13 protein-coding genes and 1 tRNA gene are annotated in these 18,354 nt (G+C 35.9%); 1 reads left to right on the top strand and 13 read right to left on the bottom strand.

From position 1 onward, the window contains the following. Positions 1-33: 33 nt before the first annotated feature. The 8 genes from bioA to FNW52_RS15625 form a co-directional block, all read right to left on the bottom strand. Complete coding sequence (bioA, locus tag FNW52_RS15660) at positions 34-1,305, bottom strand: adenosylmethionine--8-amino-7-oxononanoate transaminase (RefSeq protein ID WP_143378369.1); 1,272 nt, start codon at positions 1,303-1,305, stop codon at positions 34-36. Between the two features lie 121 nt (positions 1,306-1,426). Continuing rightward, positions 1,427-2,041: a dethiobiotin synthase gene (gene bioD, locus FNW52_RS15655; RefSeq protein ID WP_143378368.1), complete on the bottom strand. Its 615-nt coding sequence runs from the start codon at positions 2,039-2,041 to the stop codon at positions 1,427-1,429. Positions 2,042-2,279: 238 nt separating this feature from the next. Further along, positions 2,280-2,888, bottom strand: coding sequence for a hypothetical protein (locus tag FNW52_RS15650; RefSeq protein WP_143378367.1), 609 nt, complete (start codon positions 2,886-2,888; stop codon positions 2,280-2,282). Beyond that, a complete protein-coding gene (locus tag FNW52_RS15645; protein ID WP_370511571.1) occupies positions 2,878-3,378 on the bottom strand; it encodes an RNA polymerase sigma factor in 501 nt (166 codons plus the stop codon). The genes FNW52_RS15650 and FNW52_RS15645 overlap by 11 nt, the downstream gene beginning before the upstream one ends. Positions 3,379-3,385: 7 nt before the next feature. Continuing rightward, on the bottom strand, positions 3,386-4,243 hold the full coding sequence (locus tag FNW52_RS15640; RefSeq protein WP_143378365.1) for a TraB/GumN family protein: 858 nt from the start codon (positions 4,241-4,243) through the stop codon (positions 3,386-3,388). Between the two features lie 95 nt (positions 4,244-4,338). Beyond that, positions 4,339-5,559 carry a pyridoxal phosphate-dependent aminotransferase family protein gene (locus FNW52_RS15635; protein WP_143378364.1) on the bottom strand — a complete coding sequence of 407 codons (1,221 nt, stop codon included), beginning with the start codon at positions 5,557-5,559 and terminating at the stop codon, positions 4,339-4,341. 483 nt (positions 5,560-6,042) lie between these two features. Further along, positions 6,043-6,654 carry a 50S ribosomal protein L25/general stress protein Ctc gene (locus FNW52_RS15630; protein ID WP_143378363.1) on the bottom strand — a complete coding sequence of 204 codons (612 nt, stop codon included), beginning with the start codon at positions 6,652-6,654 and terminating at the stop codon, positions 6,043-6,045. Between the two features lie 173 nt (positions 6,655-6,827). Next, positions 6,828-7,769: a ribose-phosphate pyrophosphokinase gene (locus FNW52_RS15625; protein WP_116760291.1), complete on the bottom strand. Its 942-nt coding sequence runs from the start codon at positions 7,767-7,769 to the stop codon at positions 6,828-6,830. Positions 7,770-8,058: 289 nt separating this feature from the next. Here FNW52_RS15625 and FNW52_RS15620 point away from each other — a divergent pair. Further along, positions 8,059-8,138 (top strand) — tRNA-Leu (locus FNW52_RS15620). A 138-nt stretch (positions 8,139-8,276) separates the two neighbouring features. Here FNW52_RS15620 and FNW52_RS15615 read toward each other — a convergent pair. The 5 genes from FNW52_RS15615 to FNW52_RS15595 form a co-directional block, all read right to left on the bottom strand. Beyond that, a complete protein-coding gene (locus tag FNW52_RS15615) occupies positions 8,277-8,852 on the bottom strand; it encodes a hypothetical protein (RefSeq protein ID WP_143378362.1) in 576 nt (191 codons plus the stop codon). A gap of 474 nt (positions 8,853-9,326) precedes the next feature. Further along, positions 9,327-11,339, bottom strand: a complete 2,013-nt coding sequence (locus FNW52_RS15610) for a hypothetical protein (protein ID WP_143378361.1) — start codon at positions 11,337-11,339, stop codon at positions 9,327-9,329. A gap of 83 nt (positions 11,340-11,422) precedes the next feature. Next, on the bottom strand, positions 11,423-12,859 hold the full coding sequence (locus FNW52_RS15605; RefSeq protein ID WP_143378360.1) for a hypothetical protein: 1,437 nt from the start codon (positions 12,857-12,859) through the stop codon (positions 11,423-11,425). A gap of 248 nt (positions 12,860-13,107) precedes the next feature. Next, positions 13,108-14,808 carry a RagB/SusD family nutrient uptake outer membrane protein gene (locus FNW52_RS15600; RefSeq protein ID WP_143378359.1) on the bottom strand — a complete coding sequence of 567 codons (1,701 nt, stop codon included), beginning with the start codon at positions 14,806-14,808 and terminating at the stop codon, positions 13,108-13,110. A gap of 46 nt (positions 14,809-14,854) precedes the next feature. Then, complete coding sequence (locus FNW52_RS15595; RefSeq protein ID WP_143378358.1) at positions 14,855-18,106, bottom strand: TonB-dependent receptor; 3,252 nt, start codon at positions 18,104-18,106, stop codon at positions 14,855-14,857. Positions 18,107-18,354: the final 248 nt, after the last annotated feature.

Raw genomic sequence — 18,354 nt, 5'->3', positions numbered from 1 at the left:
AAAAAATCTGTCGGGTTTAATTTGTTAGCAAATTTAAACTATTTCAAGAGCGTTTAGCACTACTTCATACACTTTTTGCAATTGCTCATCGGTAATCACATAAGGTGGCAAAATATATACGATATTCCCAACAGGACGTAGAATCACTCCGTTTTCAATAAAAAAATCATAGAGGGTATTGCGCAAACTACCATAATAACTGGCAGAAGATGCGGTTTTTATTTCTAAAGCAAAAATAACACCCAGTACTCTTGTGGTCGTAACCATAGGATGATTCTCCACACGCTTTTTAAAATCCAAATGGTTGGAATTTATCCGAACCAAATTATGTTGCATTTCTTCTGTTTCCAGTAAAGTCAAACTGGCCAAAGCCGCCGCACAACCCGTAGGATTTGCCGTAAAAGTATGTCCGTGAAAAAGCGCTTTATTGACATCCTCATCATAAAAAGCATCAAAAAGATCTTGAGTAAAAGTCGTTATCGCCATAGGAATGGTTCCTCCGGTCAACGCTTTAGACAAACACATCATATCTGGCTTTTGGGTCAAATAATCACAGGCAAAATTTCTTCCTGTTTTACCAAAGCCCGTCATCACTTCATCGGCAATTGTGAGGACATTGTGCTCTTGACAAATCTTGAGCAACTCATCCAAAGCCTCAGGTTCATACATGACCATTCCCGCTGCGCCTTGCACCAGGGGCTCAAATATAAATCCGGCGCAATTCTCACTTTCAACAGCTTTATTCAAGGCGTCAAAACTCAGTTGTTCTTGCCCTTTTACAGGCACTGGAATCCGAATCACATCAATTAACATCCCTTGAAAGGATTCGGTAAAAAATGAAATTCCACTAGCGGCCATAGCTCCAAAAGTATCGCCATGAAATGCATTTTCGAAAGCAATTATCGTCGTTTTTTTGGTTCCTTTATTAAAAAAACTTTGCAAAGCGACCTTGATGGCAATTTCGACAGCGGTAGAACCATTATCCGAAAAAAAGAGTTTCTTTTGATTATTAGGCAAAATATCCATCAGTTTCTCCGCCAAAACTATAGCAGGTTCATGTGTGAATCCGCCAAACAAAACGTGCTCTAATGTAGTTAGTTGCTTGTAAATCGCATCGGCAATAAATTGGTTCGAATGCCCATAGGGATTAACCCACCAAGAAGCAATGGCGTCTATATATTCTTTTTGGTTTTCGTCCCAAAGCAAAGCGCCTTCTCCTCTTGTTATCGCAATAGGAAGCGCTGCCGTTTTATGTTGTGTATAAGGATGCCAAAGATATTGGCTGTCTCTTTCTGTTAATGTCATGAGATTTTAGATTGTTGATTAACGATTATTGATTTCAGATTTGATATTGGCATTACTATTGAATTAAAATTTTCTATTACCATTGAAATTGAAATTGTTATTGCAATTGCCATTGCAATTGCTATTGCAAAAGATGCTCTCGAAACCGATCCGCATATTCTTTAATCACATTTTTATCAAAATAAGGCTCTTGCTCAATTCGCCCAATGCATTTGATTCCTGTTTTATTCAAAATAATAGATTCCGTTGATTTGTTTTCATCGCCCGAAAAAATAATTCCAGCGATCTCTATTTTACGATTATGCAAGGCCTCAATAGTGAGCAACGTATGATTAATACTTCCCAAATAATGTCTTGAAACCACTATGACTTTATAATCGGGTTGGATTAAATCGATAACACAATCGGTATCATTCAGCGGAACAAAAACACCTCCTGCACCTTCTATAACCAAATGATTTTGGGTAGGTGGTTCTTTTATTTGATGCAAATCAATAACAACGCCATCCATTGACGCTGCAAGATGCGGACTAGCGGGTGTGTGAAGCAAATAAGCATTGGTGTGAATTATTGTTGCTGCATTAGAAATCAATGATTTGATTTTATGACTATCGGAATTCTCGACATCGCCAGCTTGAATGGGTTTCCAGTAATCAGCCTGCAAAGCTTCGACAATAATAGCGGAGGCAATGGTTTTACCCACATCGGTTCCAATTCCTGTAATAAATAGTTTCATATTTTGATAATATTGTTTTTGTTGGAATATGGTATCGCCAGATCTTCATTGGCATTTACGACAGCTTTTGTCATGGCGATTTCATATTTTTCATGTTTCAAAAAGATTCACAGTGTAAAAAGGAGTTTCACAAAAATTTAAAACTTTTGCTTTGTGAATCTTTGCGTAATAGCTAATTTCAAAACACAAAAATACCAATAAAAACAACAAACCCATCATTACGACGGGTTCTGTTTTATTACTCTTCTTTTAATTCGTCTAGAACTTTCCTGATTTCTTTGGCGTATTTCCCGTAGAAATAGTGTACCCACCATTCGAGAGCTACCCCCATAAATAAAATTGAAAATGTAACAATTGAAAATGTAGTTACCAAAAATGGAGTGCTATTTAGCCCTTTTGTAAAAAAATCTGGTGTTACATAATACATAAACCCTATTAAAAACAATATCACAAAGGGGATTAAAGCAAACCCGAAGGTTTTATACAGCTCCATATTCAACCGAATGTCAAAATAGGTTTCATACAAACTGTCTTTGGTGCTTAAAGTGGTCTTTCCTAATCTTCTGTAAAACACATATAATTTTACCAAATAATAGATGCAAACTGCCACAAATATGGAAAATAGCAAATAAAACGGAGGTATTGCATTGGCAGGAAAGCTATAAAAAAAAGGAACAAATCCGATGAGTATAATCGAAAGTATTTGATAGAAAAATTCATTTCTCAAATTTTTTTTGATTTTTTCCAAAGGCATATTTGCCGAATTTATTTTATCTAAATGGCTAGGAAGAATCACATTTTCTGTTTTTTCGTTCTTCCAAGCGGATTGTATATCGTTAAAGTCCATAACCTTGCTTTTTTATGATTTCTTTTAATTTTTCTTTTGCTCTGTTCAATTTAACCCTTGCATTTCCTTCTGAAATACCTAGATTGACTCCAATTTCTTTATGCGAAAATCCCTCGAGTTGATAAAATATAATTGCTTTGTCAATTTTATCCAATTCCTGTACGGCTTTATAAAAATGATTCAACTGATTTTCTTTGTGATCGGAATCGCTTTCTTCCTCTTTTATGTTTTCTGATGCTATTGCATACTTGTCAACTTTTCGTTTTTCTTTTCTCAAAAAAACGATCGAAGTATTAATAGCTACACGATACATCCAAGTCGAAAATTGGCTTTCCCCTTTAAAACTATCATAAGCTTTCCACAATTGCAGTACAATTTCTTGAAACAAATCCTGCTGATCGTCCGGATTATCCATATACATCTTAGAAACCTTGTAGAGTATTCCTTTGTGTTGCTCAATACGGTTTAAAAACTCTTGTTCTTTCGCTATCAAAATTTTAGTTCATTATAGGTTTTACAGTGTATCCTGATTTTTTTAATAAATTGACAACTCCAAGTTCTCCTGCTAGGTGTGCAGACCCTACCGCAAAGAAAACACTCTCTTTTTGCATCATAGCGGGCATAATTTTTGACCAATTTAGATTTCGATTATCCAATATTATTTTTTTAGTATCATCAGACATTAATTCTTTGTCTGTTATCTCTGCATAAATACTTTTTATATCTTCATTACTATAATCCTTAACCAGTTTAATACACATCTCCGAATTGATATGCTTCATATAGGAAATCAATTCATCATCTGTATATGATTTGCTTAAGAAATCCATTTGGTTAGCAGCTTTTTCGAGCCCTACAATTGGTTTGTTACTTTCTTTGGCTTTGTTTATAAATTCCATTTCAAAAAATTTCAAATCGGAACATCCAAACGATTTCACAAACAGTAAACTCATTACAGTCTCGAGCGTGTAATTATCGACTTGTGCCAATGAAACTCCACCACTTTTAGTCAATACTTCTTCTAATAGTACTAGTTGTTTTGCAGTTAGCTTTTTAGACAAGGGTTCTTTACCAACAGCCAATTGTTGCAGTATTGCTATTTCATCAGGATCAGCCATATTAACCTCTAAAGCCAATTTTGATGTTTTCGAGAAAGCTTCCAGAGCTTTTTGTTTCAATACAAAGTCTTTTCCGCATATCATGTGAACGGTTCCTAAAAGGTAAGAAGGCTTTGTCAATCCGTTTCCCGATACTTCCCATAATACTGAATTTTTACTTTTTGAAGTTTGTGCATTTGTCGAAAAACTAAATGCGAATACCGTAACTGCTACAATTGATTTGAATACATTTTTCATGATTTACTTGTTTTTTTTGATTGATGATTGAAGTGATTTTATTACGACACGTAAGTAATAAAACAATCAAAACGTTACAAAAAAAGTTGTTTTTTTTAAAGAAGTGAGGAAAAACAAGCTATCAGAGATGAAATTTCTTCTTTTGAATTGAAGCTATGAATACAAAAACGCAAACGTTCCTGACCTTCCGGAACTGTAGGAGAAAGTATCGCTTTGACGTCAAACCCTTTTTGCTGAAGAGAACTAGCAATGTTTTTTACTTTTTCATTTCCGGGAATGATGGCACTTTGGATAGCCGATTTACTACGTATAAAAAGTGGACTTACATACAACATCTTTTTGACCTGATTAAAAAAGACAATATTCTCCCGAAGCAATTCGAGTGCCTTTTTATCTTTTTCTAAATGATAATACCCCGTTAAAACAGTAGCTACCGAATGAGGCGAAAGTCCAGTGGTATAAATAAAACTTCGAGCAAAATTTACGAGATAAGACTTTAATTCATTCGAACCCAAAACCACTGCTCCATGACAACCCAAACCTTTTCCAAAAGTCATAATTCGGGCAAATATTTTGTCTTGCAATTGCAAATACTGAATTAGTCCTTCGCCTTTTTCTCCAAAAACTCCGAGAGCATGAGCTTCATCGACCACTAAATAGCAGTTGTATTTTTCTGAAACGGCAACCAATTCTCCCATATTCGGACAATCACCATCCATCGAGAAAACAGATTCAGTTACAATATAAATTACTCCAGCATTATTATTGCCATTGATATTGATATTGTTTTTGCTATTGTCATTGCTATTGAAATTGCTATTGAAATTGCCATTGAAATTGCCATTGAAATTGATTACCTTCTTTTCTAAATCTTCAAAATCATTGTGTTTGAATTTAAAAGCTTTGGCATTCGTCAATTGAATTCCGTCCCGAATAGAAGCGTGACACAACTCATCATACAAAATCAAATCGCCTTTTTGAGGAACAGCACTAAAGAAACCTACATTGGCATCATAGCCTGAATTAAACAACAAAGCCGACTCCGATTGATGAAATTCAGCAATATAATTTTCAGTTTCGGTATATAAAGAGTGATTGCCTGAGAGTAATCGCGATCCAGTAGCCCCATTCTTTTTTATATTATGATCTACTAAAAATTGATGGGTCTCATCGAAAATCACTTCCGATTTGGAAAAACCAATGTAATCATTCGAAGCAAAATCTACCAAGTTATTGGGCTGCGGAAGTGTCCTTAGCGCATTATTTTGCTTACGGGTTTTGAGTTTGTCGGAGAGGTTTTTGGGAAAATCTTTCATATAGTTCAAAAATAAGAAATAAAAATTCATTGCTAATGAAAATAAATTATTGTTATTTATACCATTTGGGCTTTAAATTTACTGTGATAAATTAATCTAACTGTATGAGTCAGTTCCGATCTATCGGAAGAGTGTTTTATTAAAAAAATGCAATAGCTTTTTTTAATAAAATGTATCGAAAACCCTAACACTGTAAGCTTCTCGGTACTCCCGAAAGCTTTCGGGATTGAATAGTAAAGCTTTCGTGTTACTATTCAAAACTACTCGAAGAGACGGGGTATTTTTTATACCAGTAAAATCGAAGATAAAATGGGATTAATCCTTTATTATCGTTTTGCGTTAATAGATTTATGCATTTGCATTGCATTAATTTAAAAATCATAAAAAAATTAAATTTAAAAAAATTAGCCACACAATTTATGATTGAACCAAAAAAAAGCACCAGTTGTGAAACTGATGCTTTTGATATAGATTGAAAAAGTATTATTTTTTCTTTTTTCCAGCAGGAGCTTTTGCTGCTTTTGCTGCTTCTTGAGCTGCTTTCATAGCCGCACGAGAGATCTTCACTTGACAAATTACTGTATTGTCTGGGTGCATGATTTTGAAGTTTTCAGCAGGCACTTTAGTAACGTATAATTTGTTACCCATGTCTAATGGAGTAATGTCAGCTTCAACGAAATCTGGAAGATTTTTTGGTAAAGCTCTTACTTTTAATTTACGGTTGTTCAAACGTAAATCTCCACCTGCCATAACTCCTTTTGAGTTACCAATGATTTTTACTGGAACTTCCATAGTGATTTCTTTGTCATCAAAAATTTGAAAGAAGTCAATATGTAAAATTTTGTCAGATACCGGGTGAACTTGAATATCTTGTAAAATTGCGTCGAATGTTTTACCGTTTCCAAGTTCAATCACAACTGTGTGCGCGTTTGGAGTGTAAACCAAGTTCTTGAAAGCCATAACTTCCGCTGAAAAATGAACTGCCTGACTTCCTCCGTATAATACGCAAGGAACCAATCCAGCATTACGTAAGGCTTTAGTTGCTACTTTACCTACGCTTTCTCTTTCTGATCCTTTAATTGTAATCGATTTCATTGTAAATATTTATTATAGTTATTAATTAAACTCTTGTTTATTAGTGATTAGTTATTGGCTGTTAGTGATTAGCTAGTGTCTCAATGATTAGCTAATGGCTAATGACTTTTTACTGGTCACTTAATAGTTTTTTAGTTAACCTTTCTAATTCCCCCTTAGGGGGTTAGGGGGCTCTACATCAAAAACTTTCCGCTAATGGAATTGTTGTGGTGCACCATGTGCATAACCTCAGCAAAAAGTGGTGCACAACTCACTACTTTTATTTTGTTAGATTGTTTCTTTAACGGAATTGAATCAGTTACGATTAATTCCAACAACTGTGAATTCTCTATTTTCTCGTAAGCCTCGCCGGATAAAATGGCGTGTGTACAAATGGCTCTTACGCTTAAGGCTCCTTTTTCGATCATTAAATCGGCGGCTTTCGCCAAAGTGCCTCCGGTATCAATCATGTCATCTACTAAGATTACATTTTTACCTCTTACTTCTCCGATAAGCTCCATTGTTTCGATAACATTGGCTGCTTTTCTTTGTTTGTAACAGATTACTACTTCAGAGTTTAAGAATTTAGAATAAGCATAAGCTCTCTTTGATCCTCCCATGTCTGGCGAAGCAATCATTAAATTGTCTAGACCTAAACTTTCTACATACGGTAAAAAGATAGTGGATGCAAAAAGGTGATCTACTGGTTTCTCGAAGAATCCTTGTATTTGATCTGCGTGCAAATCCATAGTCATTATTCTTGTAGCTCCAGCTGCGTCTAGTAAATTAGCTACTAGTTTCGCTCCTATCGGAACTCTTGGCTTGTCTTTTCTGTCTTGTCTTGCCCAACCAAAATAAGGGATTACTGCTGTAATGTGTCTTGCTGAAGCGCGTTTTGCTGCGTCAATCATTAACAACAATTCCATCAAATTATCTGCGCTTGGAAAAGTAGAGCAAACAATAAAAACACGTAAGCCTCTGATTGATTCTTCGTAAGAAGGTTGAAATTCGCCATCGCTATAAGTAGACATAGTAACTTTTCCCATCGGGATACCATACTCTTTTGCGATTTTCTCTGCAAGATACTCACTTTTTGAACAAGCAAAAATTTTAGCTTCTGGTTCTAGGTGTGACATTTTAATTTGTTGTTTTTATTCCGCTGCGCTCCATACAATTCGGCTTCATGATTTATTTAAAGTCGGAAGAGTATAAATACCTCGGGTGTAGTTAGTTGTGTATTCCGTTTTTAACGAGGTGCAAATTTAGAAAATAAAATTAACTCTGAAAGGAAAATTTTAAGTATTTTTATTAGAATATTTAAAAATGTTTTCTACATTTGCAGCGTGTTAAAGGAAAAGATAGCAATTAACATTTACTATCTCTTTATTGCGTTGAAATGACTGTCTGTCATTTCATGTCTGCTAAGCCCGGATGGCGGAATTGGTAGACGCGCTGGTCTCAAACACCTGTGGGAAACCGTGCCGGTTCGACTCCGGCTCCGGGTACGTAAAAAGTCTGTAATTACTTGTTTATCAAGTGTTACAGGCTTTTTTATTTTAGAGCTGCCCGACCATTGCCCAACCATTCAATTATTGTGAGGAAAAATTAATATTCTTTGAATTTATATCGGAAACTATTTTTTCTTAGTTACTAGATATTTTAGTTTTTATCAATTGATTGTGGTAATCATTCGAAAGCGAAGTGTCTAATTTGGAATTTGAATTGTTCTTTAGTAAATAGCAACTTGATTGGTCAAAAACAATATGTGTAAACTTTTCAGGAGAAAAGTATCTTTTTACATAAAGAGAATATATTCTATGTCTTTTAGTGTTTTTGATTGTCCTATCAGGATTTATATTTGCTTTGTTTTTTTTGGGATTTGATTCTTTCGAAGTTGGTGCGCCCATAAATCCAAAAGAAGCATTTGGGTTTTTACGATATATCTCTAAACAAATATTTGTAATAGTATTTAAAACGTATAAAACATGCTTATTATTCTTTTCTTTTGGATTGTCTAAAAGAAGATTAAATCTTTTGCCTGATAATCTGTGATTTTTAAGATAAAATTGGGCTACATATATGTCATGCTGAAGTATAAGTACTTCAACAATGTATTGTTGATTTACAATATCGGATTTAAATGTAAAGCGTTCTAGTGGAGTGTTATTTGAGTCAATATCGCTACCCTTAGGGGTATAGTGGTAGCCGTTTAATATCATTTATAAAAATAGCGATATTAAAAAGAAAGGTAGTTATACTTACTAGATCTATTTTTATTAATGTCACTTATAGTTAAGACGTGACCAACATGAACAATATTACAAGTAAAATCGATATTTTTGATATCTTTCCCTGTAGTATTGGTACTTGTTTGGGGCTTTGCCTTTTTCGAGAATTTTGAAATAATTTTCATCTTTCTGAATATAAAATGTGAATAAATAATACTAATTGTGAATAACTTTGATTGTGCAAATATAATTAGTTTGGATTTATAAATCACCTTACGATCAATAGATTTAATTTATGGCTAATTGTAATTTAATAGTGTTTAATAAATATTAGAGGATTTCATTGCAACAAATTGTCTTTTTTAGTGGAATAAAATCTAAAAAACCGCCTCGAAAAAAGCGATTTTTTGGGTTTTAGAAGGTTTTCGTTCTCTTTGTATATTTATTAATTTTCTTGTCGCTCTATTAAAGATTAACATTTACCTCATCTCCATCTTTAATAACTTTATTGATTACTACTTTTTTACCATCAGATACCGTTATTTTTAGTTTCTGATTCGCTCTTTCAACAGTAATGTCAAAATCATGTTCGAATGCATGAATATGACGCAGTTTCATTACGGGCCAAGATCTAGGAAGACGTGGTGTGAAACTAAAACTGTGTAAACCAGTAGGGCGAATACCAAACAGTCCTTCGGTAAAAACCCTGCAATACAATCCGCTTTCTGCCGAAAGGTGGCGTTGGTTTCCTTCCGGAAAAGCTTCCACAGGATAAGGAACATGGTCGCCCAATAAACGACGATTGGAATAATAATGTAAAAAATCCAGCGCTTTGTCTGTTTCTCCTGCTGCCAATACACCCCTTAAAGCATATAAAGTCGATCTGTCCCAAAATGTTTTATCACCGGCAGCACTGGCAAGGCCATCTTGAGTCCATAATCTTTGTGAAAATAAAGCTGCGATGGTTCCCTCTTTTCGATTGTAGATACCCATCGTAAGAGGCGTGCATATCCAGGCTCGTAAAATATCATTCTCTTTGTAGTATTTGTAGGTTTCAAATCCTTCTACTTTAGAACCAAAATAGTTGGAAATGGCTATTTTTAATTTTTCAGCCTGAGCTTTATACGTTTTAAGTTGCGACGCGTCTTTTCCTAAAGCTTGACCTAGATAAACAGCTGAATTAAGAGCGTCATAATATAAAGAAGAAGTATTGAGATTGGCATTTCCGGCAGGAAAACGCCCTTCCAGTTCATCAGAATCGGAAGTTACGACACCTTCAGCATTTAATTTTCTATGGCAGTATTCCAAACACCATTCAATCAATGGCCATAATTGTTTGGCTTCATTTGCATTTCCTCTGGAAAGGACATATCGGGCTGCTCCGTAGGCAATCATAGCGCCGTCACCACGATCACCAGCGCCATCCCACACATCCGTTCCTTCTGCAACGATTGAACTCGGAATGGGTTTGTACTCTTTGTTTATGAATCTTGCAAATTGTAGGTAGGCATTTAATGATGCATGGTTGCCATAATCATACCCTAAATAAGGAAAGAAAGGTCCAATGTACTCTGCTTGGTCATTGGCCCAAATGGCCGCATAATAGGCTTCTCCCCCTGGACCGTGCATGGGACCACCTTTGGTTTCGAAAATACTTTCGGAAGCTCTAATTTTAGCAAAAGCAAATTCAGTATTCAATACAGGATCGGGCGTTTCTAATACAAGTTTGTCCCATACGTCATGGATTAATTTTAGGCGTTTGTTTTTCTCCTCATCTGTATTCACTGATGGTACTTGTTCATTTGCCTTTACCCCAGAATAAAAAACAGAAAAGCTAATCGCATCATTTGCTTGAAGATTGAAATTGCCTTCATTAAAAAGATCTACATGCAAAGCATAACTGCCTTCGGTTCCTTTTGCGGGATCTGAAGTATATATAGCATTTGATTTTGGAATTTCTACGGCGCAGGTTTTTCCAGAGGTATTTTTAATAGTGTAGATTTCGCAATAGCCAGATAAGGTTGTTGATGGGAAATATTGTCTGGTTAGTTCGAGGGTGTTACCCGCTTTACTTTTGACAAGCAATGTCCCGTTGAGGGTTATTGAAACCACTTTTTCGGCAACGATGGGTTTGTAATTAACCGTTACCAGATCAAAGGCATCTTGTGCAAATTGGCGGGTAAGACTTGCATGGGTGTTATTGGGAATGGTTCTTAACATAGGCCACACCAAGCTGCGGGTGGCGTGAAAAGACCCGTCTGTTGCTACGCCATATCGGAGAATACAAGAGATTTTTTTGCCACTCATTTCGATATGATCGTCATGTGGAATGGTGTTATTTATTTGCCAAGAAATAGAACCGTCGGGATTGATTTGCCAGCGGTTATCCTCCTGCGAAAATGATTTGCCGGTTATAAAGCAAAGTGCAATAACGGCAAATAAAGAATGTATTCGTTTTTTCTTAAATGAACTGTTCATTAAATTTGTTTTTAATTTTTTTGTACCCATTAAATTAGTAGCATTCGAATGAGTTTTTTGCCAACTCTTTACTTATTTTATTATTATCTGCAAGTGACATTTACTTGTTGTTTGGAGTTAACTGGGATATCAACAAATGTAAATGAATTCCCGTTATCATCTTTATTATGGTGGGCAACAACTTTTTTATTATTTATAAATACCGCATCATAATTTCCGGAAAATATGGCTCTCCATTGTAGAGAAGTGTTGCCTTTGTTATGAAACGTTGTTTTTTGGCTCTCTTGTTTTATACTCAACACTGTGTTTAAAACAGGCAGATTGTCCACTTCGGATGCAGTTCCAATTTTTCCACGATACAAAGTAGTTACCATTTTTTTTGTGGCATCTGGTTCAATTCCCATATAGCCATGTACAATGCCTTCAATCACGCCATAAGAAACCTCTGGATATTCTCTTCTTTTGGTAGCAGGGTCAGTAAGATGCAAAATATAATCATAGGCTTTATCCTTAAATCCATATTTGAATAATAAAAAGGGAAGGTAAGATGAGCTTTCAACATTTCCTTTTTCTGAAATAATGTGTTCGATTGTTTTTTGAGTTCGGGTTGTATCTGTCAAAGCTTCAAACCATAATAAAAATAGCTCTCCTCCATCCTTGCTAAATTTTCCATCACTGGTATAGAGTGTGTTATAAGTCGAAGTTGTGCTGTCCCACCAAATTTGTTCTATTTTTTGGTGGTATTTCATTGCCTTTTTTTCGTATAATTCGCCTTTTTCAGTATAGCCGTTCAGTTTCAAAATAGAGGAGTAGGTCAACAATCCGCGGTAAATTGCGGCGACCAAATCCACGCTCATTTTTAAAGTTGGTATTCCTTCAGAATAAGAGGCCAGACCACGACAGCTGTGGAAAGCATCTTTCTTGTTAAACGGAACTGTAGCATTGGGGAATTCTGGTCTGGTCAATAATGAATCCGCATCCAGTACCCAACGGTCGATATATTTGGTAACCGATTTTTCAAAGAAATTTTCAAACTCAGAGCTCTTTATATAGGTTTCATCACCAGTCCATAAGTACAATCTCCAACAGGCAAACATGACATCAAAATTACTGTCAAGATTGTACCAAAATTCCTTGTCATTCCTGTAATCTTCGGGTGCTGGTTCTCCATATTTATTGATTTCCCAGTAGGAGCACCAGTCTTTGTTTTCTGAAATATTTTTGGCAAAGAGGGAAAGCATGTTTTTGTTTTCCTTGTTTAGCCCCAGTATTTCGGCACCAATGCTTTGGTGTGCTACATCGCGCATACAAAAAGCGGAGCGGCTGGGTAATGCCGCTTCATACCATGGACCAACTGGATCATTGGAATTTCCTTTGTAACTCAAAGCCATAGTCTTTGCACGGTTAAAAGCTGTTTCTATTGCAGTATCTGAAGACTTGAAGGTGATCGCTTCACTTTGTCCAAAGGCATTAAAAAATATGCAGCAATTTGCGACTATAATTATAAAACCATTTTTCATGTAATTATTTTATGTTTAAAATTCCTGGAATTACAGGCTACACTTGCCTGAAAACCAATAGTTGATTAATTAAATATGTTCGATACCTTGATATTGTGCGTCCTTTCTAGGTTATGGCTAAAATTTTAAAAAGCAAACCCACACAATTGAGATGGTGGGTTTACAAAACGCATCAGTTTTTTTGAAATTTCACTTCGCAACTGATACTAACAAAATACTTAAAAAATTGGGTGCTTAAAAATGAAACCTTAATTATAACCTAGGTTTTGAATAAGACTTGTTCTGTTTATTTCATCCCTTGGGATAGGTAATAAATAATGTTGAGGTTTGAAGATTCTATCTTGAACTTTTGTGTAAGTATAGCTCTTCGTTCCATCATTTTTTTTGGTGATAACCACACCCATCAATGGCTTGTTTTCTGTTACATCAGCTATTTTCCAACGACGTACATCATAATAACGATGTCCTTCCAAGCATAATTCAACTTGTCTTTCATTACGGATTTTATTTTCTAAGGCAGTACCGGTAAGACCTGCCAATGGAACTGTTATTCCAGCACGTTGTCTAATCATATTTAGATACTGAATAGCGGTACTTGCGTTTCCTGTTTTGAATTGAGCTTCGGCGTAATTTAGATAAATTTCGCCTAAACGAGAAATGATCCAAGCTTTGTTTGTTTGTGTATCATTGTTGAAATTATACGTAGTGTCACAATATTTACGGAAAGTATAGCGAGTTTCGCTATTGTTCCAAGTATCCCACCCTTGAGGAGAATCTAATCCGCCTTCATAAAATTCTGCTTTATTTGAACTTCCAGCGTCATAACGATCTTGACAAAATTCGGGTTTTCCATAGGCACGTCCATCGTATACAATGTTTTTGTAAAAACGAGGATCTCTGTTTACATAAGGTTTTTGAGGATCATACCCTGATGTTGGGTCTGTGATGTCTTTACCGTCTGCGGTTCCATAAGCGTCTATCAAACCTTGGCTTGGCGCAAATGATGCCCAACCGTGAAAACCACTTGGGGAATTGAACATTTCTACACCGTTAAAAGCATTCCACTGTGGGTCTTTGCTAGACAAACGGGAGCAAATAATCTCCGAATTATTAGTGGTAAAAAGATCAGGATAATTTTTGTTGTAAAGCTCATAGGCATTTAAATCAATTACAGCTTTTGCGGCATCGGATGCTTTTTTCCATTTGCTGATGTCATTAGACGGATTCCATTGTGGACTGGCGGCATAGAGTAATACTCTTGATTTTATGGCAAGAGCAGCACCTTTTGTGATTCTTCCAAGACTAGAAGTGGTTAATGGTAATAAATCTGCCGCTTTGTCTAACTCGGTTGCAATAAAATCTACCGATTGGTCGTAAGTGCTACGATCCACTTTAAAATCGCTGTTTAAATCAAAAGGTACAGTAACAATTGGCACACCTCCATAATCACTGGTCAGTTTAAAATAGGCATACGCTCTTAAAAAAAGCACTTCTCCTTTTAACCGATTGCGCCAAGCTTCATCTCCAGGGACTTTGTCAATTTTGGATAGAAATATGTTGCAATTTTGAATGATGGAATAAGTAGGTTTCCAAATATCAAAATCGCCTGCATTGTCTGGTGTGAGAGCCCCGGAATTAATGGTCGATGAATTATAATCGTCAAATTTATTATACGCTTCATCACAAGAAGTGGATAAAGCCCAGCTACGATTTGTTCTGGTGTTCCAATTGTGTTGGGTAGTTGGTAATACGTTATAAAGATTATTAGCGAAAGCTTCCGCCAGTTTCAAGTCATTCCATGTGGTTGTATCCGTATAAGAATCCAAAGGAGCTTTGTCTAAAGGATCCTCATTACAGGAGGTAAGGATTGCAATTGTCATAAAAAAGGAGGCGACGATGAATGCCTTATTTCTTATATTCATTAGTTTATTGGTTTTATAATTTTTCATGTCTAGATGTTTTTTTTTAAAGGATCATAATTTTTTTATCGCATTGTTACAATTCAATATTTACACCGATTCTGTAAATACGGGTTTGCGGATAATTAATTCCTGTTTTGTTGTTGGTTTCTGGATCTAGGTTGTACTGTTTCATATGATCGATAGAAAATAAATTAGTTCCTCCAGCATAAAATCTCATGTTTAATATTCCATATTTAGAAAGTAAATTTTCCGGTAAAACGTACGATACTTCTAAAGATTTCAATCGAAAGAAGGATGCGTCTCTTAGCCAAAAGTCAGCTTCAATATTGTTTCTAGTATCGGTGTCATTGAATGCTACAGGATACTGAGCATTTGGATTATCTACGGTGTATCTGTCGTTGTATAACCATGTTGGAGGGGCTACGATAGATCCTTGTGCTTGCGGAAGTATCATTTGCTTAGCCATAGATTGTCCTGTCCAAAGTAAGTCTATCGATATTCTTTTGTATTCAGCTCTCATAGGAATACCGTAAGCAATTTTTGGTGTAGCCGATTCTGGAATTCTAACCTTATCATTAGAAGTAATACTACCATCATTGTCTGTGTCTTTTACCCAAAGATCACCAGGTTTTGCTCCTGCAAAATGAGGTGAATTGTCAACATCTGCTTGTGTGCGGTAAATGCCGTTTGTTTCGTAAACTAACCATGATTCGATTGATTTCCCGGTTGATTTTTGCCATTCTGGAATATTTGCAGCTTCATCACGGAAGAGTACTTCACTTTGGGCATAAGTAAGATTGAAACCAAGATTATATTTAAAATCATTACTTGTTTCTGCAAAATTTAAGGACCAATCACAACCTCTGTTAACAGTTTCTCCAATGTTTTCTTTTGGGAGTGTCATTCCAGTGTATAAAGGAATAGATGCACTTCTTGCAACCAATATGTCAGACCTTTTATTGCTGAAATAATCAAAGGTAGCTGTCAACCTGTTGTTTAAGAAACCAATGTCAAATCCAATGTTTTTTGAATCTTGAACCTCCCAAGTAATATTAGGATTAGGGGTAGAAGATTGATAGATGCTGTTGTTTAATATGTAATCTGAGCCAAAGTAAGTGTAGTCCTGTTGATTCGTAGTTAACTGGTATCTTGTCAAGTAAAGATATTGGTTCGGATAAAACACTCCATTAATCCATTCGCCCAAGTCATCATTACCCATTTTCCCCCAAGAAGCTCTTATCTTAAGTTGGTCAATTCCTTTTATATTGTCCTTAAAAAAGTTCTCCTCGGATATTTTCCATCCTGCTGATATTGCAGGAAACATACCCCAAGCTTTAGAGCTAGTTTGTGGGAAATTGAATGATCCGTTATAACGTGCAGAAACCTCGGCTAGATACTTATTGTCATAGTTATATGCCACCCTGCCTAAGTAACTTGCTCTTCCGTCTTGGTACGCACTACCTGTTGCATTTTGCCCTTTAGTGCTACCTGTGAAAATTTGATCCAATTGATCACTCAATAGATCTCTTCTATAGGCTGTAGTTTGTGTTTTGTCTTTTGTTGTTTGTTCGTATCCCATAAAAGCATTAAATCCGTGCTTTTCGAATTTGCGATCGTAGGCTAATTTTATGAAGTAAGTGTTCTGATTTGTAATTTGTTCGTCTTGCAAAACACTTGTTACGCTGGTGCTATTTTTTACGTTATTGTAAGTGTCATTTGTTTTGTCATAAGAATACGCATCCCAAGGTTTTGTGAATTTCTTTTGGCTACGCACATTGTAATCAAATGCCGCATATCCATTTACCGATAATCCTTCGGTGATGCTAGGTAATTTTAAATCAAATCCTACTTTTGGATTTACGATAAGATTAACGACTTTATCGTAACCTGCGGCAGATGAAGTCATTATCGCTGGATTTCTGCCGTTTGCAACGCCAGAAGATGGCAGTCCATTTGACCAATAGGCAGGAATAAATGGGTACATACTAACGGTTTCGTGCATAATAGTTCCAATGCCAATTACAGGGTACACTCTGTCTTCTTTTCGCGTAGCAATATCCAGATTTACTTTTAAGTTCGATGATATATTAACATCAATGTTTGATCTTAAATTAAACTGCTTGTATCTTTCATCGCTATTTCTAAGATTACTTTCTTGATTTAAATATTGGCCAGAAAAAAAATACTTAACTTGTTCCGTACCTCCATTTACAGAAAGGGAATGATTGGTTTGAGGTGCGTCTTTTCGGTACACTTCTTTAAGCCAGTCTGTACTGGTGTAATTAGGATCATTACCTGCTTTGTATTTGTCTATCTCAGATTGTGCGTAAGGAAGGGACGTTCCTTTGTTTGCATTGAGTTCATTGTAGTAGGTCATGTATTGCCAAGAGTTAACTTTTTCGTCCATTCGGGTTAATTGTTGAATGCCGTAAGATCCATCATATTTGATGGTTGGCGCACTAACTTTACCTCTTTTTGTGGTAACTAAGATTACACCATTGGCGGATCGCACACCGTAAATTGCCGCCGAAGCATCTTTCAAAATGGTAACCGACTCAATGTCGTCAGGGTTTATTCTATTTAAATCGCGGTCAGGAATACCATCAACCACTACAAGAGGAGAACTACCTCCGCCAAACGTATTGAATCCACGTATTAAAAGGGTAGAGTTGTCATCACCCGGTCTTCCGGAACGATTAGTGGCTATTACACCCGAAACACGCCCTGCTAACCCATTTGAAACGTTTGCAGATGCGTTTTGTGTTAAGACTGCCCCTTTAACAGCTGCGATAGCTCCTGTTGAAGATGCTTTTTTCTGTGTGCCATATCCCACAACAATCACTTCGTTTAAAGCTTGATTTTCTTCCTGCAACTGAATATTCATAGAACCTGCTGCATCAGTAGTAGTTACTTCCTTGGTAAGAAATCCTGCAAATGAAACGATAAGAATGCTATTTGAATCAGATACATCAATTGTAAAATTACCAATGAAGTCTGCGGTTACGGCATTTCTTGTTCCTTTTTCAAGTACAGTGGCACCAGGTAGTGGCTCCCCTTTTGCATTTGTTACTTTACCCTTTATTGTTTTTTGTGTTGAGGATAAAATATTTGCATATTTTGTTATTGGTAGTCCAGAAAAAAACGAATTACTTCCAGTGGTTGGTGGGTTGTTTGACTTCCCGGAGAAGTTCATGTCTTTTGATTCTGTTGCAGCCGAAACTTGTAATGTCACAGCTAATAGCAACCCAGATGTTAGTTTGGCAACTTTCCAGGTTTTAGAATTAAGCCGACAATTGTCTGGCTTGTTTTCAATTAATAATTTCATGGTTTTGTAATGGTTTTGGTTAGTAATGTACTCTCTATTGTATCTGTTTTTATTTTCTGCTTTCCTTTTTGGAGAACAGCTAAAAATGCGTTAATAGTTGCAGATCGTTTGTGAAGAACAGATAAATGTGAAATCCAAAATTAGAAACGTTTCTTTCTAAAACACACCAGTACCTACCAGTTATTTCATGGTAAGTGTGAAGGATCGATATAATTTAATTGAATATGAAAAGGCAAGTGGGTAATATA

The organism is Flavobacterium sp. ZT3R18 (assembly GCF_007097385.1).
Classification (GTDB): domain Bacteria; phylum Bacteroidota; class Bacteroidia; order Flavobacteriales; family Flavobacteriaceae; genus Flavobacterium.
Note: the sequence above shows the minus strand (reverse complement) of the source record. Positions and strands in the feature narration are given on the sequence as shown.

What these genes read in the sequence shown, in the direction of transcription:
- FNW52_RS15615 (WP_143378362.1), bottom strand. Translation starts at nt 8,852, where the DNA reads ATGATATTAAACGGCTACCACTATACCCCTAAGGGTAGCGATATTGAC.
- FNW52_RS15610 (WP_143378361.1), bottom strand. Translation starts at nt 11,339, where the DNA reads ATGAACAGTTCATTTAAGAAAAAACGAATACATTCTTTATTTGCCGTT.
- FNW52_RS15625 (WP_116760291.1), bottom strand. Translation starts at nt 7,769, where the DNA reads ATGTCACACCTAGAACCAGAAGCTAAAATTTTTGCTTGTTCAAAAAGT.
- FNW52_RS15635 (WP_143378364.1), bottom strand. Translation starts at nt 5,559, where the DNA reads ATGAAAGATTTTCCCAAAAACCTCTCCGACAAACTCAAAACCCGTAAG.
- FNW52_RS15650 (WP_143378367.1), bottom strand. Translation starts at nt 2,888, where the DNA reads ATGGACTTTAACGATATACAATCCGCTTGGAAGAACGAAAAAACAGAA.
- FNW52_RS15630 (WP_143378363.1), bottom strand. Translation starts at nt 6,654, where the DNA reads ATGAAATCGATTACAATTAAAGGATCAGAAAGAGAAAGCGTAGGTAAA.
- bioA (WP_143378369.1), bottom strand. Translation starts at nt 1,305, where the DNA reads ATGACATTAACAGAAAGAGACAGCCAATATCTTTGGCATCCTTATACA.
- FNW52_RS15595 (WP_143378358.1), bottom strand. Translation starts at nt 18,106, where the DNA reads ATGAAATTATTAATTGAAAACAAGCCAGACAATTGTCGGCTTAATTCT.
- FNW52_RS15600 (WP_143378359.1), bottom strand. Translation starts at nt 14,808, where the DNA reads ATGAAAAATTATAAAACCAATAAACTAATGAATATAAGAAATAAGGCA.
- bioD (WP_143378368.1), bottom strand. Translation starts at nt 2,041, where the DNA reads ATGAAACTATTTATTACAGGAATTGGAACCGATGTGGGTAAAACCATT.
- FNW52_RS15640 (WP_143378365.1), bottom strand. Translation starts at nt 4,243, where the DNA reads ATGAAAAATGTATTCAAATCAATTGTAGCAGTTACGGTATTCGCATTT.
- FNW52_RS15605 (WP_143378360.1), bottom strand. Translation starts at nt 12,859, where the DNA reads ATGAAAAATGGTTTTATAATTATAGTCGCAAATTGCTGCATATTTTTT.